Origin of the sequence: Paenibacillus phocaeensis (genome assembly GCF_900021165.1) — a bacterium.
Classification (GTDB): Bacteria; Bacillota; Bacilli; order Paenibacillales; family Paenibacillaceae; genus Fontibacillus; species Fontibacillus phocaensis.
This window is the reverse complement of sequence record NZ_FCOQ01000038.1, coordinates 68035-89923: the sequence shown is the minus strand read 5'-3', so window position 1 is coordinate 89923 and position 21889 is coordinate 68035. Positions and strand designations below refer to the sequence as shown.

General features: G+C 55.2%; 15 protein-coding genes and 1 pseudogene. 11 read left to right on the top strand and 5 right to left on the bottom strand.

Annotation, left to right across the window (positions count from 1 at the left end; genetic code table 11):
- The first annotated feature begins 39 nt into the window (after positions 1–39).
- Entirely contained in the window at positions 40–1551 is a 1512-nt protein-coding gene (locus BN3795_RS23915) for a xylose ABC transporter ATP-binding protein (protein ID WP_068787178.1), read from the top strand.
- A 2-nt stretch (positions 1552–1553) separates the two neighbouring features.
- Entirely contained in the window at positions 1554–2747 is a 1194-nt protein-coding gene (locus tag BN3795_RS23910; protein ID WP_198524824.1) for a sugar ABC transporter permease, read from the top strand.
- 85 nt (positions 2748–2832) lie between these two features.
- Here BN3795_RS23910 and BN3795_RS23905 read toward each other — a convergent pair.
- Both BN3795_RS23905 and glgP read right to left on the bottom strand, forming a co-directional pair.
- A pseudogene (locus tag BN3795_RS23905) lies at positions 2833–3759 on the bottom strand (phosphodiester glycosidase family protein); the annotation flags it as partial.
- Between the two features lie 1447 nt (positions 3760–5206).
- Entirely contained in the window at positions 5207–6823 is a 1617-nt protein-coding gene (gene glgP, locus BN3795_RS23895; RefSeq protein ID WP_068787175.1) for an alpha-glucan family phosphorylase, read from the bottom strand.
- 195 nt (positions 6824–7018) lie between these two features.
- Here glgP and BN3795_RS23890 point away from each other — a divergent pair, with 195 nt between their 5' ends.
- From BN3795_RS23890 to BN3795_RS23870, 5 genes are all read left to right on the top strand, one after another.
- Positions 7019–7987 carry an SIS domain-containing protein gene (locus BN3795_RS23890; RefSeq protein WP_068787174.1) on the top strand — a complete coding sequence of 323 codons (969 nt, stop codon included), beginning with the start codon at positions 7019–7021 and terminating at the stop codon, positions 7985–7987.
- A 68-nt stretch (positions 7988–8055) separates the two neighbouring features.
- Positions 8056–8868 (top strand): fructoselysine 6-kinase, encoded by an 813-nt coding sequence (locus BN3795_RS23885; protein ID WP_068787173.1) that lies wholly within the window; start codon positions 8056–8058, stop codon positions 8866–8868.
- A gap of 97 nt (positions 8869–8965) precedes the next feature.
- On the top strand, positions 8966–9679 hold the full coding sequence (locus tag BN3795_RS23880; RefSeq protein ID WP_068787172.1) for a GntR family transcriptional regulator: 714 nt from the start codon (positions 8966–8968) through the stop codon (positions 9677–9679).
- A 148-nt stretch (positions 9680–9827) separates the two neighbouring features.
- Positions 9828–11450 carry an amidohydrolase gene (locus BN3795_RS23875; protein ID WP_232730030.1) on the top strand — a complete coding sequence of 541 codons (1623 nt, stop codon included), beginning with the start codon at positions 9828–9830 and terminating at the stop codon, positions 11448–11450.
- 56 nt (positions 11451–11506) lie between these two features.
- Complete coding sequence (locus tag BN3795_RS23870) at positions 11507–12937, top strand: YfcC family protein (protein ID WP_068787170.1); 1431 nt, start codon at positions 11507–11509, stop codon at positions 12935–12937.
- Positions 12938–12980: 43 nt separating this feature from the next.
- On the opposite strand, the gene BN3795_RS23865 is transcribed toward BN3795_RS23870, so the two are convergent.
- A complete protein-coding gene (locus tag BN3795_RS23865) occupies positions 12981–13571 on the bottom strand; it encodes a DUF1273 domain-containing protein (protein WP_068787169.1) in 591 nt (196 codons plus the stop codon).
- A gap of 548 nt (positions 13572–14119) precedes the next feature.
- On the bottom strand, positions 14120–14629 hold the full coding sequence (locus tag BN3795_RS23860) for a hypothetical protein (protein WP_068787168.1): 510 nt from the start codon (positions 14627–14629) through the stop codon (positions 14120–14122).
- A gap of 438 nt (positions 14630–15067) precedes the next feature.
- Here BN3795_RS23860 and BN3795_RS23855 point away from each other — a divergent pair, with 438 nt between their 5' ends.
- Both BN3795_RS23855 and BN3795_RS23850 read left to right on the top strand, forming a co-directional pair.
- Entirely contained in the window at positions 15068–16054 is a 987-nt protein-coding gene (locus BN3795_RS23855; RefSeq protein ID WP_068787167.1) for a Gfo/Idh/MocA family protein, read from the top strand.
- Positions 16055–16077: 23 nt separating this feature from the next.
- Positions 16078–17259 (top strand): YecA family protein, encoded by a 1182-nt coding sequence (locus BN3795_RS23850; protein ID WP_068787166.1) that lies wholly within the window; start codon positions 16078–16080, stop codon positions 17257–17259.
- Positions 17260–17336: 77 nt separating this feature from the next.
- On the opposite strand, the gene BN3795_RS23845 is transcribed toward BN3795_RS23850, so the two are convergent.
- Entirely contained in the window at positions 17337–19643 is a 2307-nt protein-coding gene (locus BN3795_RS23845) for a helix-turn-helix domain-containing protein (protein WP_068787165.1), read from the bottom strand.
- A 341-nt stretch (positions 19644–19984) separates the two neighbouring features.
- Between BN3795_RS23845 and BN3795_RS23840 the strand changes: the two genes are divergently transcribed.
- On the top strand, positions 19985–20947 hold the full coding sequence (locus tag BN3795_RS23840) for an ABC transporter permease (RefSeq protein WP_068787164.1): 963 nt from the start codon (positions 19985–19987) through the stop codon (positions 20945–20947).
- A gap of 18 nt (positions 20948–20965) precedes the next feature.
- Positions 20966–21871, top strand: a complete 906-nt coding sequence (locus BN3795_RS23835; RefSeq protein ID WP_068787163.1) for a carbohydrate ABC transporter permease — start codon at positions 20966–20968, stop codon at positions 21869–21871.
- Positions 21872–21889: the final 18 nt, after the last annotated feature.

Genomic DNA, 21889 nt, shown 5'->3' with positions numbered 1-21889 from the left:
TTTCGCCGATCCTTAGGCTAAAGAAGGAGAGCTAAGCCTATGCATGTATTGGAAATGGTGAATATCAGCAAGGAGTTTCCGGGAGTGAAGGCCCTTGACCACGTTAACTTCAAGGTGCGCAAAGGGGAAATTCACGCGCTTTGCGGCGAGAACGGGGCGGGCAAATCCACACTGATGAAGGTGCTGAGCGGTTTGTATCCCGCCGGCACTTACAGCGGAGACATCGTCATCGGCGGCGAGAAGAAGCAGTTCCACAACATTACCGATGCGGAAAAGGCCGGCATCGCCATCATTCATCAGGAGCTGGCGCTCGTGAAGGAGATGACGGTGGGCGAGAATATTTTCCTCGGGGCGGAACCGACGAAACGCGGCGTGATCCAATGGGATGAGTTGTATCACAATGCGGCCCAGTGGTTGAAGCGGGTCGGACTGCAGCTCTCCCCGGACACGAAAATCGGCAGCCTCGGCATCGGCCAGCAGCAGTTGGTGGAGATCGCCAAGGCATTGTCCAAGCACACACAGATTCTGATACTGGATGAGCCGACGGCCGCTTTGACGGAAAGCGAAGTGGCGATCCTTATGGACATCCTGAACCAACTGCGGAGCGAAGGGGTAACTTGCGTATATATTTCGCACAAAATGCCGGAGGTGTTTGCTCTGGCCGACTCGATCACGGTGCTTCGCGATGGCAGGACGGTGGCCACCCTGGAACGCAAGGAGACCAACGACGACGAGGTCGTGTCGCTGATGGTAGGCCGGGAGCTGACCGAACGGTATCCACGGGTGGAGCATCGCCCCTCGAATTCCGTGCTGGAGGTGAAGAACTATAACGTCTGGCATCCGGAGAAGCGGAATCAGAGGGTGATCAAAGAGGTCAGCTTCCAGGTGCGTAAAGGGGAAATCCTCGGCATTGCCGGGCTGATGGGCGCGGGCCGAACCGAGTTGGTCAGCAGCCTGTTCGGCGCTTACGGAGGGCGGACCACGGGCGAGGTTCTCATCGAAGGCAAGCCGGTGCGCATTCGTTCGGTTGCCGATGCGATTCGCGCGGGGATCGCTCTCGTCAGCGAAGACCGCAAACGCCAGGGGCTCGTGATGGGGATGGACGTCAAGACGAATACAACGATGGCCACGATGGCCAAAGTTTCGAAGCTTGGCGTGATTAATGATAACGAGGAAATCCGCTGGGGCCTGAAATATGTGCATGATTTGAAGACAAAAACCGCGTCTCTGGAGACGCCCGTCGGCACGTTGTCCGGCGGGAACCAGCAGAAGGTCGTCATCGGCAAGTGGCTGATGTCGGACCCCAAAATTCTCATCATGGACGAACCGACCCGCGGCATTGACGTCGGGGCGAAATACGAGATTTACCATCTGATGAATCAGTTGGTAGACCAGGGCGTCGCCATCATCATGATCTCTTCGGAGCTTCCGGAGGTGCTCGGCATGAGCGACCGGATCCTGGTGATGAGCGAAGGGCGATTCGTCCGGGAATTCGACTGGCGCGAGGCCACCCAAGAAAATATCATGCAAGCCGCTACGGGAGGGAAATAATCATGGAGCTTCAAAAGGAAATTGGAAAATCAACGGATGGCTCGGCCGTAAAGCCAACGCTTTGGGGCAGCCTGTTCGGCAAAATGGACGTGCGGGCCTATACGATGGTCGGGGCGCTGGTGCTGATCTGGGTGCTGTTCGGCCTGCTTGACCCGACTTTTTTGACGGCACGGAACTTGTCCAATCTGTTTACGCAAATGTCCGTAACCTCGATTCTGGCCATCGGGATGGTGTTGGTCATCGTCGCGGGGCATATCGACCTGTCGGTAGGCTCGATCGTTGGTTTGACCGGCGGGCTGGCGGCGATCTTCAGCAATTGGCTGGAGTTGCCGGCGATCGTCGTCATTCTCGGCACGCTGGCGGCCGGCGCCGTACTTGGCTTGCTGCAAGGCTGGCTGGTTGCCTATAAAATGATCCCGGCTTTTATCGTTACGCTGGGGGGAATGCTCGTATTCCGGGGAACGCTGATGGGGGTAACCGAATCGATGACGATTCCGGTCTCTGACAAGGTGTTGGCGCTGCTCGGGAATGCTTACTTCGCTCAGGGGTTCGGGATGATCCTCGGCGTATTGGCCATCGGCCTCATCGTCTGGAGCACGCTGCGTAAACGCCGTTCCCGTCAAAAATACGGCTTCGAGGTCTCTCCGTTCGCCGTGGATGTGATTAAGATGGCGGCGCTTTCTCTGCTGGTCGTTGCCTTTGTCATGGTGATGAACGCCTATAAGGGGATCCCGTTTCCGATTATTTTCGTTATCGTGCTCGCGGCCATCTTCTTCTTCCTGTCCACGAAGACGACTTTCGGCCGGCATATTTACGCGATCGGCGGCAACCTGGAAGCGGCTCGCCTGTCCGGCATCAACATCCGCCGCAAAACGATGTTCGTCTTCCTGCTCAGCGGCTTGCTGGCTTCGATCGCTTCGATCGTCCTGACGTCGCGCCTGGCCTCGGCGACGATCACCGCCGGGAACATGGCGGAGATGGACGCTATCGCGGCTTGCGTCATCGGCGGAACCTCGCTGATGGGCGGTGCGGGTACGGTGCTGGGCGCCCTGATCGGCGCGCTGGTCATGACTTCGCTCGACAACGGCATGTCGCTGATGGGACTGGAGTCGTTCTGGCAATACGTGGTGAAGGGCTCAATCCTCGTCTTCGCCGTATGGCTGGATATTTCGAACCGGCGCAAAGGGCTGAGATAAGAAGGAGTTCAAAAAAAATAGACGGCACTTCTTTGGAGACCGCCCCTTGCCTGGGGGATCTCTTCGGAAGTGCCGTTTTGCTGTGTTATTGGTAGGTGACGACTAATGCGTTGCTGATTTTGCGGCCAGGCTGGGTCAGGTATTTGCCGTTGTAGTAGAGGCCGCTGGAGGCGCCGCCGTCGAGGTTCATCGCCTGGTAGGCGCCGGCCTGCTTCATGATCTCCGCGAGCTGCGGGATCGTTGCGCCGCCGGAGGTCAACAGGATCAGCTTATGGTCGCGGGTGAGACCTAAGGCGCTGCGGGAGCCGCCTCCGGTGAGGATTTTCGGATCCCTGAAGCCTTCCGCCTTGACGTCCACCGCGACTTTGCCATTGACAACGAGGCGCGGCCCGGCTTGGAGCGCTCCCTCCATCGTGCCTGTGGCAAAGGCATTGTTGAAGTCCGCGCCGGGAATCAACTGTGCCAGCAGATTGGAGTCATAGGTGAAAATGGTGCGCTTGTCGCCGGAGGCCTTCATCTTCAGTTCGCCGCCGCTGACGATGTAGCCGTAGGGGGCTTTGTACGCATCGGCCGTATAAGCGTTGAAGAACGTGCCGTTGACGGCGACAACGGCCTTATGGCGCTTGGCGAGGCTGCTCAGCTCCTCGACCTTGCCGACCGTGTCCCCGGCGAGCGCGACCTTCAGGCGGACCTTCGGATCCATCAGCGAGATGGTGACCATCTGCACGGAGAAGGAACGTCCGCCCACCTTAAACGTCTTGCGCTCGCTGACGATCGCTTTCCCGGCGCCGGCGCTGCTTGTCGCGCCGCGGTTCGCATACGGCAAGGTCAAGCGGGTCTCGCCTTGACCGAGGCTCAGTGAACCGGCGGTTTTGTCCCATTCCGCCGGGAGTTGGAACGTGGCGCTGAGGAACTGCAGCGGCACGTAGGTTGCGCCGGCCTCGGTGAACGGCGCATCGGTCAGGGTGACCGGCTCGCCGTTCACCTCGGCTTTGGCGGAGCCGACCCGCAAGATGGCAGTGATGGCTTTGCCATCTCCATCGCCGCTGCCTCCACCCACGCCGTTGCCTTCACCATCGTTTTCGCCGCTGCCTCCACCCTCACTGTCTCCATCGCCGCTGCTTCCACCTTCACCATCGCTATCGCTTTGCGCGATGGTGAGCTGCTGCCGGGACGCATCCCACTGGATCTGGATGCCGTCCAGTCCGGCCAGCGCTCGGCTGGGCACGAAGGCATGTCCGCCGGCGGCATCCAGCAGGACGACGTTTTTGGCGGGCGCCGTGCCTGCGGCGGAGGTTGGAACAGGGGCGGCGGCCCAGCTGATGCCGCTGGAGATCACGCAAACTGCGGCAAGCCCTAAAGGGAGCAGGCGTTTCGCGAGGGTGCGAAGGGCAGTTTTTGTTCTGGTAGTAGTTGCAGTAGCTCTGGTAGTTTTAGTAGCTCTGGTAGTCGCAGTAGCTCTGGTAGTTGCAGCGGCTCTGGTAGTTGCAGCGGCTCTGGTAGTTGCAGCGGCTCTGGTAGTTGCAGCGGCTCTGGTAGTCGCAGTAGCTCTGGCAGTTGCAGTAGCTCTGGCAGTTGCAGTAGCTCTGGCAGTTGCAGTAGCTCTGGCAGTTGCAGCAGCTCTGGTAGTTGCAGTAACTTTGGTAGTTGCAATAGCTCTGCTAGTTCTAGTAGCTCTGGTAGTTCCGGCAGTCCCGGTAACCCTTGTTCGGTTCATCAAGATGGTTTCTCCTTTTATGTATGGTTGTGATGATCGTGTCTCTATGTAATATCGGAAATATATTCGATTTTTCATATACAAATTGGATCCAGCGACTAAAATTCCGCATTCTATTCGGTTTTTCATATAGATTTCGGCCAGAACTCTCGCTAGTGTGCCAATATATATGAAATTTCATATACATTCCGTTAAAAGGGCCGGAAATGTTGAATTGTATTCGATTTTTCGAATACATTTTGGAGGCCGCGGGCCGTGGGGGGGAAGCGGGAAGGGAGCATCACCGGTTTAGGGGGGAGTGCCGCAACCATGCGGCAAATAACCCGCCCAATGAAAGTGGCGTCATGTTCACGCTGCAATCAAACCGGGGATCGGAAGGGGGGCAACATTCGCGCCGGATATGAACGGTGCGATGGAAGCCGTGCCGCGTCCGCGCTCCTCATAAACACGGTGCGATGGAAGCCGTGCCGCGTCCGCGCTCCTCATAAACACGGTGCAATGGAAGCCGTGCCGTGTCCGCGCTCCTCATAAACGCGGTGCGATGGAAGCCGTGCTGCGTCGGCGCTCCCAAAAATTGCGGTGCGATGGAAGTCGTGCTGCGTCGGCGCGCCCAAGAACACGGTGCAAGGGCAACTCCTCACACCGCGTTGCATCTTCATCCGTCTCTCGTCACCGCAAAATACAGCTGTCGCCGCTTCTCACCGGAGTCCTGCATTCACTGCATTCACTGCATTCACTGCATTCACCACATATACAGCTTCCGATAATACTCCTCCAGCATCCGCCGGGTGGAGAAGGCCTCGCGGGTCGTTTCGATGCTGCGCCGCATCATCTGCACCCAGCGGGGGCGATCGTCGTAGTAGGTCGGCACGACCCGCTCCAGCAGCGTCTGGTAGAGCGCTTCGCCATCGTGCCGATCGAGTTCGTCCGGATCGTCCGACTCGAAACCGCCGCCGATCTGCCAGCCGTTCTCGCCGTCAAGACAGGCCTCCGGCCACCAGCCGTCGAGAATCGAGCAGTTCAGCACGCCGTTGACGGCGGCTTTCATGCCCGAGGTGCCGCTCGCCTCCAGCGGCCGGCGCGGGTTGTTCAGCCACACGTCCGCGCCGCGAGTCAGCTTGGCGCCGATCGTCATGTCGTAGTTTTCTAGGAACACGACGCTGCCGGGGTACCGTCTCATCATCGCCACGAGGTTGCTGATGATCTGCTTGCCGGTCTCGTCGTTCGGGTGGGCTTTGCCCGAGAACACGAGCTGAATCCGGCCGGACTCGAGGTAGGGCGCGATCAGATCCGGCCTGGAAAAGATCAGGTCGCTGCGTTTATACGGCGCGGCCCGGCGCGAGAACCCGATCAGAAGCCGTTCCGGATCCAGCTCGGCTCCCGAATGCTCGCGGATCCATTCAATCAGCTCGCGCTTCAATGTCATATGCACGGCCCATAGATCGCCGCCTTCATCATAAGCGCGGAGCATCCGGGGGTCGGCCCAGGTCGGCAGGTGGATCGCATTGGTGATCCCGATGATCTCCGCGCGGCCGGCCACATCCTTCCACATGCGTCCTGCGGTCTCGGCATGCAGTGCGGCCACCGCGTTAGCCCGGCGGGCGAGGCGCAAACCGGCGACGGTCATGTTAAACGGGTTGCCGCCGATCCGCTCCATTTGGTCGCGGCTTAACCCGTTAAACGCGGACATCGCTTCAAGCGCTTCCAGCGCATGGGCTTCGTTGCCCTCCTTGACCGGCGTGTGGGTCGTAAAGACAACGGTTTCGCGCGTATCCCGCCAGGCTGACTCGAAGGTGAGCCCGGCCTGCATTTTTTCGCGGATGAGCTCCGTGGCGGCCAAAGCGGCGTGCCCCTCGTTGAAGTGGTAGACGTCCACCGGGATGCCCAGCGCGCGAAGCGCCTTCACGCCTCCGATGCCAAGCACGATTTCCTGGGCAATGCGCTCCTCGCCGAAGCCGCCGCCGTACAAACGGGCGGTGATCCAACCGTTGCCGCTCTCCGGAAGATCGGTGTCCAGCAGATAGAGCGGGTTGTTGCCAAACTGTTCGGTTTTCCATACTTTGCAGGGGACCTCGGCGTTTTTGATCGTTACGGTGACGGTGACGCCGGTATCCTCAAGGAAATCGTAGTCCTGATCGGTAAATGTGTCGTAGGGACGTCCATCTTCGCCAATCCGCTGGTCGGTGTAGCCTTGCTTCCATTTGATGCCGATGCCGACGAGGGGAGCGCCGATGTCCTTGGCCCCTTTGATGAAATCGCCGGCGAGGATGCCAAGTCCCCCGGCGTACATTTTAAAATCGGAATGAAGACCGTACTCCATGCTGAAATAAGCAACGGTAGGGAGCTTCTGTTCGCTCATGGGAATACCTCCTTAATGGGAGAACAACTCCGAAATTATTTATCCTGATAAGATCCCGATATAGTATGCAAGATGTGACGAAAAATTGAGAAAGTCGATTGTGCACCGTTTTAGCCTTGACTCGGTTCATGAAAGCGGTTATATTTGATTTGTCAATAATACGTTATATAACGTTATATAAAAGGAGAGACCACAATGAATGTTTCCAAAGTCATTAACACGATCAGCGAAAAGACGGAAAACGGAATCACGGAAGTTTATCTTGTTGCTTGCGGCGGTTCCCTCGTCGATATGTATCCGTCGAAGTATTTTTTGGAAAGCGAGGCGAAAAAAGTCGTTACCGGCCTGTATACGGCTAATGAGTTCGTTCATGCGCTGCCGAAGCGGTTGAACGAAAATTCCCTTGTCATCGTCTGCTCCCACGGCGGCAATACGCCGGAATCGGTGGCGGCGGCCCAGGCGGCCAAGGAACGCGGCGCCCATACGATCGGCTTAACCCATAATAAGGAGGCCGCATTGCTTAAGCATTCCGACCATGCGTTCCTGTATGAGTGGGGAGAAGATACCGATGTGAAAAACAACCCGATGGCCATCATTCTGGAGTTGACGGTAGAGATTTTGAAATCCGTGGAAGGATACGCGCATTATGAAGCATTCCAGAACGGGATGCAGAAAATTAACGGCATCATCGGAGCCGGAAAAAAACTGGTAGCTCCACGTGCTAAGGCATTTGCAGACAAATACCGCTCGGAGGACCTGTTCTACATTCTCAGCAGCGGGGCTTCCTACGGCCACGCGTACGGATTCGCTATTTGTTCCCTGATGGAAATGCAATGGCTGAACGCCGCTCCGATCCATTCCGGCGAATATTTCCATGGTCCGTTTGAAGTGACGGATAAAGAGACGCCGTTCATTCTGATGATGAACGAAGGACGTACCCGGCCGCTGGACGAACGCGCGCTGGCTTTCCTGAAGCAGTACGCCGAGAAGGTGGAGATTGTGGACGCCAAGGAGCTGGGGATCGGCACGATTGCCGACGAAGTGGTTGAATTCTTTAATCCGGTGTTATTTTACAGCATCTTGTGCGTGTATCGCGAAGCGTTGGCCGATGTTCGCAACCACCCGTTGGAGACCCGCCGTTACATGGGAAAAGTGGCATATTAATTTAGAAAGTTATCGATAGGTTAGGCAGCAGATTCCATACGAAAAACCGACCGAAAGCAGGTGTAGAGATGAAAGTGCTAGGAATAGGCGATAACGTGGTAGACAAATATGTCCATTTGAAAACGATGTACCCGGGCGGCAATGCGTTAAACTTCAGCGTATTTGCCAAAAAGCTAGGGGCGAACGCCGCTTTTATGGGCGTTTTTGGAGACGACCGGGAAGCGCAGCATGTCGAGAGTACGCTGCTTGAGCTCGATATCGATATTTCGCGGTGCCGCCGCTGCGGCGGAGAAAACGGCTGCGCCCGAGTCACTTTGGAAAATGGGGACAGGGTGTTCCTGGGAAGCAACGAGGGGGGAGTCACGAGGTTGAATCCCTTGCAACTTGACGAGGAGGACAAGGCCTATATCCGCTCCTTCGCCGTGATGCATACCGGATTGTACAGCCACACGGGACATTTGCTTCCCGAGCTGTGGAAGCTGGGTATCCCGATCTCCTTCGATTTCTCCGACGATTTTGAGGATGAGCAGGTTGAGCGAATGATTCCGTACGCGGAGTATGCCTTCTTCTCCTGCAGCCATTTGTCGGAAGAGGCAACGCAGGAATACCTTCGTTCAAAATGGAAGGGGAGCGGACTGCTCGTCGCCACCCGCGGCAGCGATAGATCGATGGTCTATGATGGGAACACGTTCCACTTCCATACGACGGAAACCGTTGAAGCGGTGGACACGATGGGAGCGGGGGATTCCTACATCGCGGCGTTTCTGTTGAGTTATCTTCAGGACCGCGATATCCCGAAAGCCATGGCGGAAGGCTCGCGTTTTGCAGCGGCCAGCTGTTTGGTGGAAGGATCGTTTGGCTTCGGCGTTCCTTACGAATAAATAGGCGTAAAAAGTTTACAAGGCTCGCTTGTACAAATTGAAAACGTTTGATACGCTTTAAGAGAGAATATAACGTTATATAACAAGCGAGGTAACCATGTTAAATGCAGATCATCCCGAACCTTTATATATCCAACTGAAGAAAGCGATCCAATCGAATATATTCAACGGCACGTTCCAGCAGGGGGAGAAAATCCCGACGGAGACGGAGCTCAGCGAGCATTATAACGTCAGCCGCATCACCGTTCGGAAAGCGATCGAGGAACTGGTTCATGAAGGCTATTTAACCAAACGGCAGGGCAAAGGAACCTTTGTCAGCCATGCCAAAATCGGCCGGAAAATCGAGCATGTGATCGGATTTACGGCAGCATGCAAAGCAAACGGATATACTTCCCGCAGCGAGGTGACCCAAAAGGAAATCGTGGCTCCCGATCCTGAGCTCCAGCACGCTCTTCAGTTGGGAGAAGGGGAGAAGGCGATTTATATTCAGCGGAAAAGATACGCCGGAGACAGCCCGCTTATGCTGGAGAACAATTACTACCCGGAGCGGCGGTATTCCTTTTTGCTCGATGAACCGCTGAAGGGCTCGCTGTACGAGCTGCTGCGGAATAAATACGGGATCGATCCGAATCAGCCGGGAGAGACGACGCTGGAAATCGTGCTGGCGGATGAAGAACAAGCCAAACTGCTGGAAACCGAGATCGGGAAACCCCTGTTTTACATGAAAACGGTGATTTGCGATGATCAAGGGTTGCCCGTTCATGTCGGTAAGCAATATATCATCGGGGATCGTTATCAGTTTACGCTTTGACCGCTTCCGCCCTTTTGCCGAAGTCCCGCCTTTGAAGGTCTTTTATCAAATAAGCGGGGCAGTATCACCTGTATTATAACGTTATAATACGTATTAGAAAAGGGCGGATGCAATTTTTCATACCCTCATGTAAGGAGTTGTTACGTGGATGCAACAAGAAGGTGGGATAAGTATGGAAGCGATGAACGGCGCCTATGCCGATATCGTGTTAATATCAAACGCCGTTTTCACGGGAACGGAGGACGAGGCGGGTCCCGGGTTTGTAGCCGTAGCCGGCGAGATGATCTGCGCGGTGGGACCGAAGAACGCGGCGGCGGAATGGATTGGGCCAAAAACGAAGGTTTACGAGTTGGGAGACGGGCTGGTCATGCCCGGGATTCACGATAATCATGTGTTCTTTACCGGATACCTCTCGATGCATCGCGGTCTGGACTTATCGGCTTCGGTATCTAGCGGCGAGGCGCTGCTTATGCTGACCCGGTATGCCGAAACCTTGCCCGCAGGCGAAAATGTATACGCTTTCGGATGGGATGCCGATGCCTGGGGCGGCCTGCCGAAGCAAGAACCGTTGGATGCGGCTTTCCCCGACCGGGCGGTCATCGCGATCAACCGTTCCAAAAGCTATTGCTGGATGAACGGGCAGGCGATCAGCAAATACGGATTCGCGCCAGATCGCTGCAGTGCGGAGGATCGAGCGCTGCTGCTGCGGGATATGCTGCAAGACCGGGAACTGGTGGAGGCCGAGTTCCTGGCATTTTGCCGAATGCTCGCCGGGTGTGGCGTAACCTCGATCAAAGACATCGGGTTCGACGACTATGCCGGTTTGCTGCCCGTCTTAACGGAACTGGCGGAGTCCGGCCGGCTGCCGCTGCGTGTCCACTTTGCATTGGAGCCTGTTTTAGAGCCGCTGAACATCGCATTCGGGTTGAAGTGTAAAGCACGCTATAACGGCGACTGGCTGCGGTTCCAGGGCTATAAGGTGATGGTAGACGGCGTAGTGGCTGACCACACCGGAGACATGCTGGAGCCATATGCGGATATGCCGGGAGTGACGAACCTGAAGCCGATCGACTACGAGGCGATCGAAGCCGCGGTCATGGAAGCGGACCGCCACGGCATGAAATGCACGTTAACCGCCGAAGGAGACGCGGCGATTCGCAGGGCGGTTTCAATCCTGGAGAAATGCCGCAAGGTGAACGGAGACCGGGACATCCGGCATTCGATCAGCGATCTTGAGTATCCCCATCCCGACGATTTGACGAGGATGGCGGAAGCAGGGATTTTTGCCGAAGTATATGCCCAGATTTTGCTGCTCAACCCATCCCATGAGCAGTCCTATATGGCCGAAGTGGCGGGAAAAAGCAACGAGTCCCGCTTCTACAATTATAAAGCGCTGCTGGATGCGGGCGTGACGGTGACGATCGGCACGGATCTGCCGTTGTTCATAACGAGCGTGCCGGATTCGCTCTACGCCGCAAGCGCCCGTCTATTTCCGGATGCGTCACCCGAGGGCGGATGGTATCCCGAGAGGGGAATGCCGAGAGCGGAAGTGCTGAAAGCCTGGACTGTCAACGGTGCGAAGCATGGTTATATGGAAGAGAACACAGGGACGCTAACACCGGGAAAATATGCCGACATCGCTGTTTTCGACCGTAATTTACTGCTAACCCCGGTATCGGACTTGCGAAACGCTCAGGCGATATTGACGGTCGCCGGCGGTTTGGTAATTCACGACAAGGTGGGGCAAATCACGGATTCATGCCATTTTTGATAAGACGTCTTATAACGATACACAGAGCTTAAACCAATCCGGAATGAGGGATTAATATGGAAGCGGAAAATAAAAAACGGAAATGGTCTCTGCCCCATAGCTACACGTTGATCTTCGGCATCATTATCCTGATGGCCGCGCTGACCTGGGTCGTCCCAAGCGGGCAGTTCGAGCGGGAAGAGGTGACGGTGGACGGTATGACCAAATCGGTTATCGTTCCGGGAACGTACCATACCGTACCGAAAAGCGGGGATGACGGAGGCTTGCGCCAGGGGATTCCGCAGATTTTAAGCGCGCCGATGGAAGGCGTGATCAATGCGGTGGACGTTGTGGCGTTCGTGTTGGTCGTCGGCGGAGCCTTTGGCATCATTTTACAGACCGGTGCGATTGACCGGGCGCTGCTAGCCTTGGCCAGACGGCTGAAAACCAAGGGAATTCTCGTCATCCCGATCGCCATGGTGATCTTCAGTCTCGGCGGCTCCACGTTTGGGATGAGTGAGGAAACGATTCCTTTGTACGCGATTTTCATCTCGCTGATGTTTGCGCTGGGATTCGACTCGATGACCGCGATCTTGATCCTGTTTCTGGGCACACAAATCGGGTATGTCGGCTCCACGACCAATCCGTTTTCGGTCCTGATCGCCCAGGGGGTGGCCGGCGTACACGGGAATCCGCAGTTGTGGCTGCGGTTTATCGAATGGATCGTGTTTACGGGCGTTTCGATCGCGTTTACGATGTGGTATGCGCACCGGGTCAAGAAGAATCCGGAGAAATCGATCGTCTTCAAGAACGATTTGCTTACCCGCCCGTTGTTCCTCAAGGAAGATACCGGCGAGGCGGTCGTTTTTTCCGTACGGGACAAGTTGATTATTGGCGGATTTGTGGCCACTTTGGGCTTGATCGTCTGGGGGATTCTGGAGAAAGGCTGGTATATGACCGAAATTGGTGCGGTATTCTTTGCGCTGGGTCTGTTTGCCGGGATCGTGTCGAAGATGAGCCAACGCGAGATGGCGGAGAATTTCGTCAAAGGCTGCGGCGAATTCGTTTATGCCGCCTTCATTATCGGTCTCGCCCGCGGGATTCTGGTTATCGCGGAGAACGGCATGATCATTGATACGATTCTGAATTCCCTGGCGAATATGTTGAAGGATCTGCCGAGCTATGCCTTTACGACCATCATGCTGCTGATGCACAACATCATCACCTTCCTGGTACCGTCCTCTTCCGGCGAAGCGGCGTTGACGATGCCGGTACTGGCGCCGCTCGGCGACCTAGTTGGGATTAATCGCGAGGCGATCGTGACGGCATACCAGTTCGGTAACGGCCTGACCAACCTGATTTCTCCGACAGGCGGGGTGCTGCTGGCCGGCCTGGCCATCGCCCGCATTAATTTCGGCCAATGGTTCAAGGTGATCATCAAGCTCTTTGTCCTCCTGTGGATTATCGCGGCCGTGTTCGCGGCGATTTCCGCTTTGGTGGGGATGTAATCCGTATGGTTTTGGCCGCCAGCATCTAAGCAGGCGGCCAAATTCAGTAGTCCGAGCCGTATTCCGGGCTATCATCGATATCCACCGACTGTTCCTGTTCTTCATTTGCGATTGCCTGAATTTCTTCGGAGCCGATATTGAGGTAGACGTAGCCGTCTTGGGCTTGTTTCTTCAAGGCGCGTTCCTTGAAAAATTTCGGGCTGGCTTCCCCGGCATCTTCGTCATAAATGAGCAACAGCCCGTCCGTTTTGCGGAACAACAGCTCGTCCCGGGCGGTAAACTGCCAACGACCTAGGTACCCTTCCTTGCTCGCAGCCGCATAATGGTCGACCTGGCGGAGGATTTGTTCGTAGTAGCTTTTTTTCTCGTCGTTCCATTTCTCTTCTTGGTGACTATAGGCGGTGATGATCGAGCATTTCAGTTGCGGATACCGTTTCTTCAAGTCGAAGACAACCTCGCAAGCCCACAGGTCGACGCCGTATTGGCCGGGGGTGATAACCCACTCCAGCCCTTCCTCCAACAGGGGAATAAGGCGGCTTGCAATGGCTTGGCGAATATAAGGAATGCCGGGGTGCTTCTGGTTGTAGATGCCGAGCTCATGGGCGCGGTAACCGGTGACGAGCAGGTTTTTCAAGTTGAGAACTCCTTTGGTTCAGGTTGATGGGGGGATGATCGGGTCAAGTAACATCGTGTATTATTATACCCGGCTTCTCTTGTCCGGCCAAAAACAAAAACGCCGCTTCGCGCGGAAGGGGAACCCCACCGGCTAGGCGGCATGTATGCTTGGGACAAGGGTCGTTAACGTTATCGACTTAAGCGTAAGAACGGGAATTGACATTCTAGGCGGTGATAACGGTTACATCATTGAGCGACTTATTGACCGTGAATCGAGAGAAGGGTAAATACCGTGTAGAACACCGCATAAAATACGCCCAGACCAACAATCCACAGGAAAGCGTTGCCTTTCAATTTCTCCGGTTGCCACATGAGGATTCGCTCCTTTACATTTCACTGGTCAAACAAATTGTGAACAATTTGTGTCTGATTTAATTATTGAACATTTTGTGTCAAAAATCAAACAATTTAATGAACAAATTCAAACTTTTTTTGGCAACAGCAAAAAACCATGCCCCGGAAGGGCATGGCCGTGATGATTTTAGCTTAGCTATAGGGGTTGTCCGGTTAATTCTTGCTGGGGGAAAAACCTTCCTCCGCCAAATATTCCCCGGCCTCCTCGCGGGTTTCGAAAGCCATCTCCAGGCTCAGGCCGGAGTAGATATACCACAGGTCGTCTTCGTATTTGAGCGTCAGCTTCTCCCCCTTGGCATTGGTCCACACGCCTCCGGTCGATGCGTTCCGAGGGGGAGCTTCCGCGGGGGTCGCAGATCGCGATGCGCCGCTCTCTTCGTCCTCTCGAACGGACAATGCGTCAATCGACGCCCGAACCAGGCGGCGCAGCTCCGGCTCGGCCATTTCCCGAATGTTGACGAACCCTTTGTCATCCGTCTCATAACCGTCCAGCAAGCCGGCGTAAACATAACCGTTCCCGTTTGGGTGCAGGTGGTAGACGACGGTTTTTTTATCATAAGCGCTGTTTTCATAGTGAAAATTAACTCGCCCCAGCGATACGTTCCTTTGCTCCAGCTCGGGGAACGACTTGAGGACTTCCAATTTCTGCTCAAACGTCAGCATGCTGCCCAACCTCTCAACTAGCGAAATTGCGGGAGATGACAACGCTTCGTCCCGCGCTAATCGATTATACCATATTGGGGAGCCCAGCCCGAGCGCACGCAGCCGCTGATGCGGGATGGAATCAAAATGTTGCGATTTGTGCAACAAAATTACAGGGGCACGGGCGTTTGACACGTAATGTTGCAAAAACTGCAGGATTTTTGGAGCATCTAGGCTTTTTGTCTTTGAAATGCTGCAGTTTGTGCAACATTTCATCCCGATGAGCCAAAAGTGGGAAGGAAATTATGCAGGAAATGCAACATTTCAGCCGTCCCCACAAGGAACTGGCCCCGCGATTCAATCCAGGAAATGGTTCCGCTCCCATTCGCTCCGTTTCCTCAACTTGTGTTAAAAGGTATAATCAAGTTAAGGAAGGATTGCGACGAAGGAGGAAGGTCAATGGGAGAAGCGATAATCAAGTGGGGGATTATGGCGGCCGGCAGCATCGCCGAATCGTTTGCGGGGGATCTGGCTCATGCCAAGAACGGGGAAGCGTATGCCATCGGCTCGAGAAACCTGGAGAAAGCGGAGGCGTTCGCCGCGAAGTTTGGGATTCCGAAAGCGTACGGAAGTTATGAGGAACTGGTCGCCGACCCGGATGTGGATGCCGTTTATGTAGCGACGCCGCATCCGTACCACAAGGAGAACGTCATGACCGCGCTGCGGGCGGGCAAGGCGGTTCTCTGCGAGAAGCCGTTTACGGTAAATGCTTCCGAGCTGGAGGAGTTGGTCGCCTACGCCCGCGAGCGCAAGCTGTTCCTGATGGAAGCGATGTGGACGCGGTTCCTGCCGGTCATTCGCCGTGTGCGGGAATGGCTGGCGGCGGGACGGATTGGCGAGGTGCGGCTGGTCAAGGCCGATTTCGGCTTCGATGCCGGCTGGAATCCGGCCGGACGGCTGCTGAATCCGGCGCTTGGCGGCGGGGCGCTGCTGGATGCCGGCATCTACCCGATTTCGTTCGCCTCCATGGTGCTCGGCCCGCATCCGCAAAGCGTGCAAAGCTCGGCCCATCTCGGGGCAACCGGAGTCGACGAACACTTCTCCGTGCTGCTTACCTACGGGAACGGGGCAACCGCCTCTTTGAACGGCGCCGTTCGCCTGGCGATCGGCAACGATGCCTATATCCATGGGACGAACGGCAAGATTTACGTTCCCGGGTTTCTTAACGCGACCTCGGCCACGTTGTACGTCGATGGAGAAGAGCCTGAGACGGTTCGCGATGACCGGGTCTTTAAGGGATATACTTATGAAGCGGAGGCCGTTGGCCAAGCGCTGCATGCGGGGTTGACCGAGAGCAGCGACATCTCGCTGGATGAATCGCTGTCCATCCTGCGTCTGATGGATCAAATTCGCGGGCAGTGGGGTCTGAAATATCCGTTTGAATGAAATCAAGAAGGAGTCGTTTTGAAATGATCGATGTTACTCATCAAATGCTGGAGGAACACAATATAAAGCATGCCATCATTGGCGAAGCCATGCCGCGTTTGGCGGATATCCTGCCAAGCCTCGCCAAAACCAGGCTGGCCGTGTTGGCCTCGACCTATAACATCTCCGGCCGCTCGAAAATGAAGAAGGAGGAGCTGGTTGCCGCTGTGCAGGACCGCATTGAGGATCCCGAGACGCTTCAAGCGACCTTCCTCAATAGCCGGCCCAAGGAATGGGAACTGTTTCGCTCGCTGCTGGACGGTTCCTATCAGCCAAGCAACGCAACGCCGTTCGGATACTACTCTTACTTCCTGCACTATGGCATGCTGTTTACTTTCTTCGCGGACAACCGGCTGCACCTGGTTATTCCGGACGAAGTGAAGTCCGCCTTCCGGAAGCTGGACCAACCGGCTTTCCGGAAGGCGCTGCATCGAAGCCACGAGCTCTACAATTACCTGATGGCGGCGACCAACTTGTACGGGGTTATCCCCCCGGCCAAGCTGGTTGAGATCATCAACGCGCAGAACAGCGAGGATCCCGTATCGGAAGAGGAATTGCTGCAGCATCTAGAGCAATTCCTCGTTCGGAAGGATCAGTACTTCGAGCTGCGGCGAGGAGTTATCGCATCGTACGACATGGAAGTCAATGAGTTTGACGAACTCAGCAACAAAGTGCAGGAGAAACCTTATTATGTGCCGGACAAGCAAGAGCTCCTCAAATATGCGGACCCGGATTACTTCGAGATGACTCCGCAGCTTGCGGCGTTGAGGGACTTCGTGACAAAGGAGTTCCGCCTGGATCGGGAGATCGCCGAATATTTGGTCGACGACATTCAGCTTGGCTGCTCGATGGAAGCCTCCCTGGAGGATCTTCTCTACGAGTTCGAGAGGCGGAACCTGGAATTTAAGTCTCAGAAGCAGGCACAGCAAGCGGTTGCCCTTATTGCTGACGTCTACGACCACACCCGCATGTGGACTAACGCCGGTCATACGCTGGACGAGCTGCGCCGGTTGCAGGTGGACAAGCCCGGGAATCCTCCGGAGGCGACGCCTTTCATCCGCGGACATGTTGTCAAGCAGGCCAAATCAACCAAGATCGGCCGCAACGAACCTTGCCCATGCGGAAGCGGGTTGAAATACAAGAAATGCTGCGGTAAATCCTCGTAAAATTAGAGATGAACGTAGGAAAAGGCAGTCTAAGCGATTAAAGAAGCTTAGACTGCCTTTTTGGTACTGCGCAAGGCTTACCCGACGCCAGCCGAGTCCGACAGCGGCGGTTCGCTTGTCTCCGGCTGCGAGTACAGCTTGCGATACTGGCCCGGAGTCAGGCCGGTTTCCTTCTTGAACCTGCGGATGAAGTTAGGCGTGTCGAGGTAGCCGACCCGCTGAATAATGTCTTTCAGCGGATCATTGGTCGAGGTCAGGTCGTTCATGACCGCCATCAGTCTTTTTTGCCAAATGTACTGGACGAAGTTGATCCCCATCTGGTCCTTGAAGGAGCGGCTGAAATAGGAAACCGAAATCGAATATTTGCAGGAGATCGCCTCCAGGCTTAACGCATGGTCCATATAATTGCTGTCGATATAAGCGATGATCCGGTCCATCAGGGAGTGTTCTTCCTTGCGTTCCTTTTGCAGGGCGAGCTCGCAGATGCGGGAAGCAAGGCGGAGGAAGTGGCGCTCCAGATCCTGCAGGGAATTAAACGCGTCGGAGCCGGGAATATCAGGGGTCCAATCCCGCACGCCCATCTCCATCCCGGTGCGAAGAATCGTATTCAAGATGTCAAAGCTGATGCAGCGCTTCATCTCGACGGTGAGATCCGGAACCCGCAGAATAGGCATCGCCTCGCTGATCGTTTGGGCCGCCACCTCGTAGCTGCCTTGCTTCAAGCTTTGGGACAACTTCAGCAGTTCGTTCTTTGGCACCCAGGTGGTTTCTCCCGGGGCATGGGACAACTTCTCGAAGAACGTGATGCTGCCGTGCCCGGCAAACATCCGGGATTCGAAGGCCGAGCATGCCTCGATGAACGACTGGTTCAACTGATCGGGATCGTTGTAATAAGTCCCAACGCCGATCACAGGATCGATGCGGAACCGCTCCAGCAGGTCGTCGTGGATGCGATGTACGATCCGGCGGAACGGATCGGGCCCGGACCAGAAATCGCCTTTATCGAAGCCGACGATCAGCGCGATTTGTTCCGGCTTGGGCAGCTCGACACTATACAGGCATGCGCCGTATTCGGGGATTTCCGCTGCAGCCAGCCGGCCGATCATCGCCTGCCAGTCGTGGCTGTCCAGCCGGCTCTTGGATCCCTCATCCCGGCCGATCACCATGGCGAAGTAATGCGTTTTGTCCAGGTTGATCTCCAGCGAGCTTAACAGCTGTGGCACCAGGCTTCGGGCATTTCCGTATTTCAGCAGCATTAATAGGAAATGGTTGCGCGCGTACGGCTCCTGCAAATCGGCGCGCGAGCTGTATTCCTGCAGCGCCGTGCGGATCCGGTCCAGCTCATTGCCGGCCTTCCGCGGCTCGGCAGCCGGTCGGCCCGGCTTGGACTTGGAATCGGCGAACTCGACGAGATCGAGGATGGGATGGAACTGGCGCCGGGCCAAGATCAATGCAGCGGCGGTTCCAACGACAACCAGCACGGATAACAGCAGGATCATCAAGCTGCGCAGATGCAGCACGCTGCCGAGGAACTGCGAGCTCGGCATTAAGGTCACGTATTTCCAGCCGTTCATGTCCGACTTGACCGAAACGACCGAATGCGATACGCCGCCTAGATCCACGCTGTGGATCCCGTTTGAAAGCGTAAACAATTTTTGCAGGTCCGCTCCCTGAAGCCGTTGTTCCTGATTGTTTTTGGAGGCCATGACGCGGCCGTTGTTGTCGAAAATATAAGAGGACCCCTCGTAGTTGCCCAGAATCGTATCGATCAGTCCGGTCAATTCCGACTTCTGAATCAAGTACATCAACGTCCCGTGCGGACTCGGACTGTTGGGGGTAATGGGAACCAGGTAAGCCAGAACCGACTGCTTCATCGTGCCATTCTGGTTCAGCATCTCGGTAGGTTGAATGACGGGAAACTTCACGGAATTCAAATCCTGGACAAGCTGAGGGCCATCCCAGTCGAGAAAATGATAATTCTCGTGGAACACGTCCAGACTCGTCATCCCTGCGGTGGAATAAATCCTCTCATCCCCGTGGAAGTACAGGAACATCTCCCCAATGATTGGGCTGGTCGCCTTGTAATTCTTGAGCGCGTTGATCGCTTCCAGGCTGTAATACGGGTCGTGTACGCGGTAGCGGGCCAACTGAACGTCGTAGGCGACCCGTGAGGCGATATCGCTTAATTGCTTGACATGGGTGTCGACGATCGTCTTGGCCTGAGACAATTGATTCAGATGGGATTGTTCGATTTCGGAGCGGAGATTGCGGACCGCGCTGTTATAGATGAAGACCGATAACAAGGCAAGTGGAACCAGCAGCATGAACAAGTAAGACCAGGTGTATTTTTGAAAAAGTTTAGACTTGAAATAATTCAGCTTCACTTTGCGTCTGCCCCCTGTCCGCTCTATTTTTTTATCTAGAATGTAAAGGAGTTTGCCGGATAACGCAAGGGAAGAAAGTAGCGGGACCCCGGGGAGGAACATGTTATTTTTGCCTAACGGGGCATGTTCTTCGGAAAGTTTCGGCGCGGCTCCTGGCAGGGTCGGTAAAAAAATACATATTCCTGCTTCGGATTCAGGACAAGGTTATGTCAGGTTTGGTGACATGTTAATCGGCGGGTTTGTTAAATTTGTCTTGGCGATTTGTTAACGCAGCGCAAAATGACATATTTACGAAGGTTCGAAGGCTCCGGTACACTTCAGGGAAAAAGGAGGAGTCGTTGATGCACAAAAACGCGCCAACCGCACTTGACCCCAGGCCGATCCCCTCGTTCGCTCCGAAAAGGAAGCTCAGGACAAAGATCCTCCGGAATTGGCAGCTGTACATTTTTATCGCCCCGGCCCTGCTAAGCGTTCTGATCTTTAGTTATGTCCCGATGTACGGGATTCAGATTGCTTTCAAGAACTTCATTCCCGTGAACGGGATTCTGGGCAGTCCGTGGGTGGGTGTCGACCACTTCGTCCGTTTCTTTAATTCTTATTATTTCTGGGATCTGCTGTGGAACACGCTGGGCATCAGCCTTTACGGGCTGGTTGTAGGGTTCCCGCTCCCGATTATTCTGGCCTTGGCGTTTAACGAGGTGAAGGACGGCTTCTTTAAGCGGACGGTACAGACCGTAACGTATGCGCCGCATTTTATTTCGATGGTCGTCATGGCGGGAATGATCATCACGTTCCTGACGCCTTCAACAGGGATGATCGTGAATGTGATCGAAGCGTTTGGGTTTACACCGCCTAGTTTCCTGACGGATCCCCGCTGGTTTAAAACGGTCTATGTATTCTCTGACGTGTGGCAGGGCACCGGCTGGGGCACCATCATTTATTTAGCGGCGCTAACCGGGGTTGATCCGGGGCTGCACGAGGCGGCCATTCTCGATGGAGCTTCACGTCTGCAGCGGATTCGTCACATTAATATTCCGGCGATTCTGCCAACGATTACGATTCTGATGATCCTGAATATGGGCAGCCTGCTTGGGGTGGGATTTGAAAAAATCCTGCTGCTGCAAAACCCGCTCAACATGGAATCGTCCGACGTCATCTCAACCTTCGTATACCGATCAGGCTTGCTGGATGCGCAGTACAGCTTCTCCACGGCGGTTGGCTTATTCAACTCCGTTGTGAACGCCATTCTGCTCATTACCGTCAACCAGATCGTCCGCCGCACCAGCGAAAACAGCTTATGGTAGAGGAAAGGAGTGGGGAACGTGGTATCGGCAATTAAGGAAACCCGGCGGGATCGCTTATTTCTGGCTTGTAACTATGCGTTTCTGTTTCTGGCGCTGATCGTCGTCGCTTATCCGATTCTGTACATTATCAGCGCTTCAATCAGCACGCCGAAATACGTGGCTTCCGGGGAGATGTGGTTATGGCCGATGGGCCTCACCTTCGAAGGGTATCAACGGGTATTTCGGGATCCGCAAATCTGGACCGGTTATGGAAACACGATCCTGTATACCGTTGTGGGGACAATAGTCAATTTGGCGGTGACGATCCCGGCCGCGTATTCGCTCAGTCGCAGAGACTTCGTCGGACGCAACCTGTTCATGGGCATCTTCATGGTGACGATGTTCTTCAGCGGCGGGCTGGTGCCCACGTATTTGCTGATCAAGGATCTGGGCTTGGTGAACAGCATGTGGGCCTTGATATTGCCGGGAGCAACCTCCGTTTGGAATCTCATCGTCTGTCGGACCTATTTCCAATCGACGATTCCGAAAGAGCTGCAGGAAGCCGCGGAAATCGATGGCTGCAGCAACTTCCGATTGTTCTTCCGCATCGTGCTGCCCTTGTCGACGTCGATTGTGGCGGTCATGGCCTTGTTCTTCGGGGTGGGGCACTGGAACAGCTACTTCTCCGCGATGATCTACCTGAATGACGATGCGAAATATCCGCTGCAGCTCGTGCTTCGGCAAATTCTCGTCCTGCAAGAGATGTCGGCACAAACCGGCTCTATAGATGCCGCGACGGCAACGGCGCTGAATAATAGGGCGGAAGTGGCTGCATTGGTTAAATACGCGGTCATTATCGTGGCCACGCTGCCCGTCATCGTGGTGTATCCTTTCCTGCAACGTTATTTTGTGCAAGGTGTCATGATCGGTTCCGTCAAGGGATGATCTTGCCATACATCAATA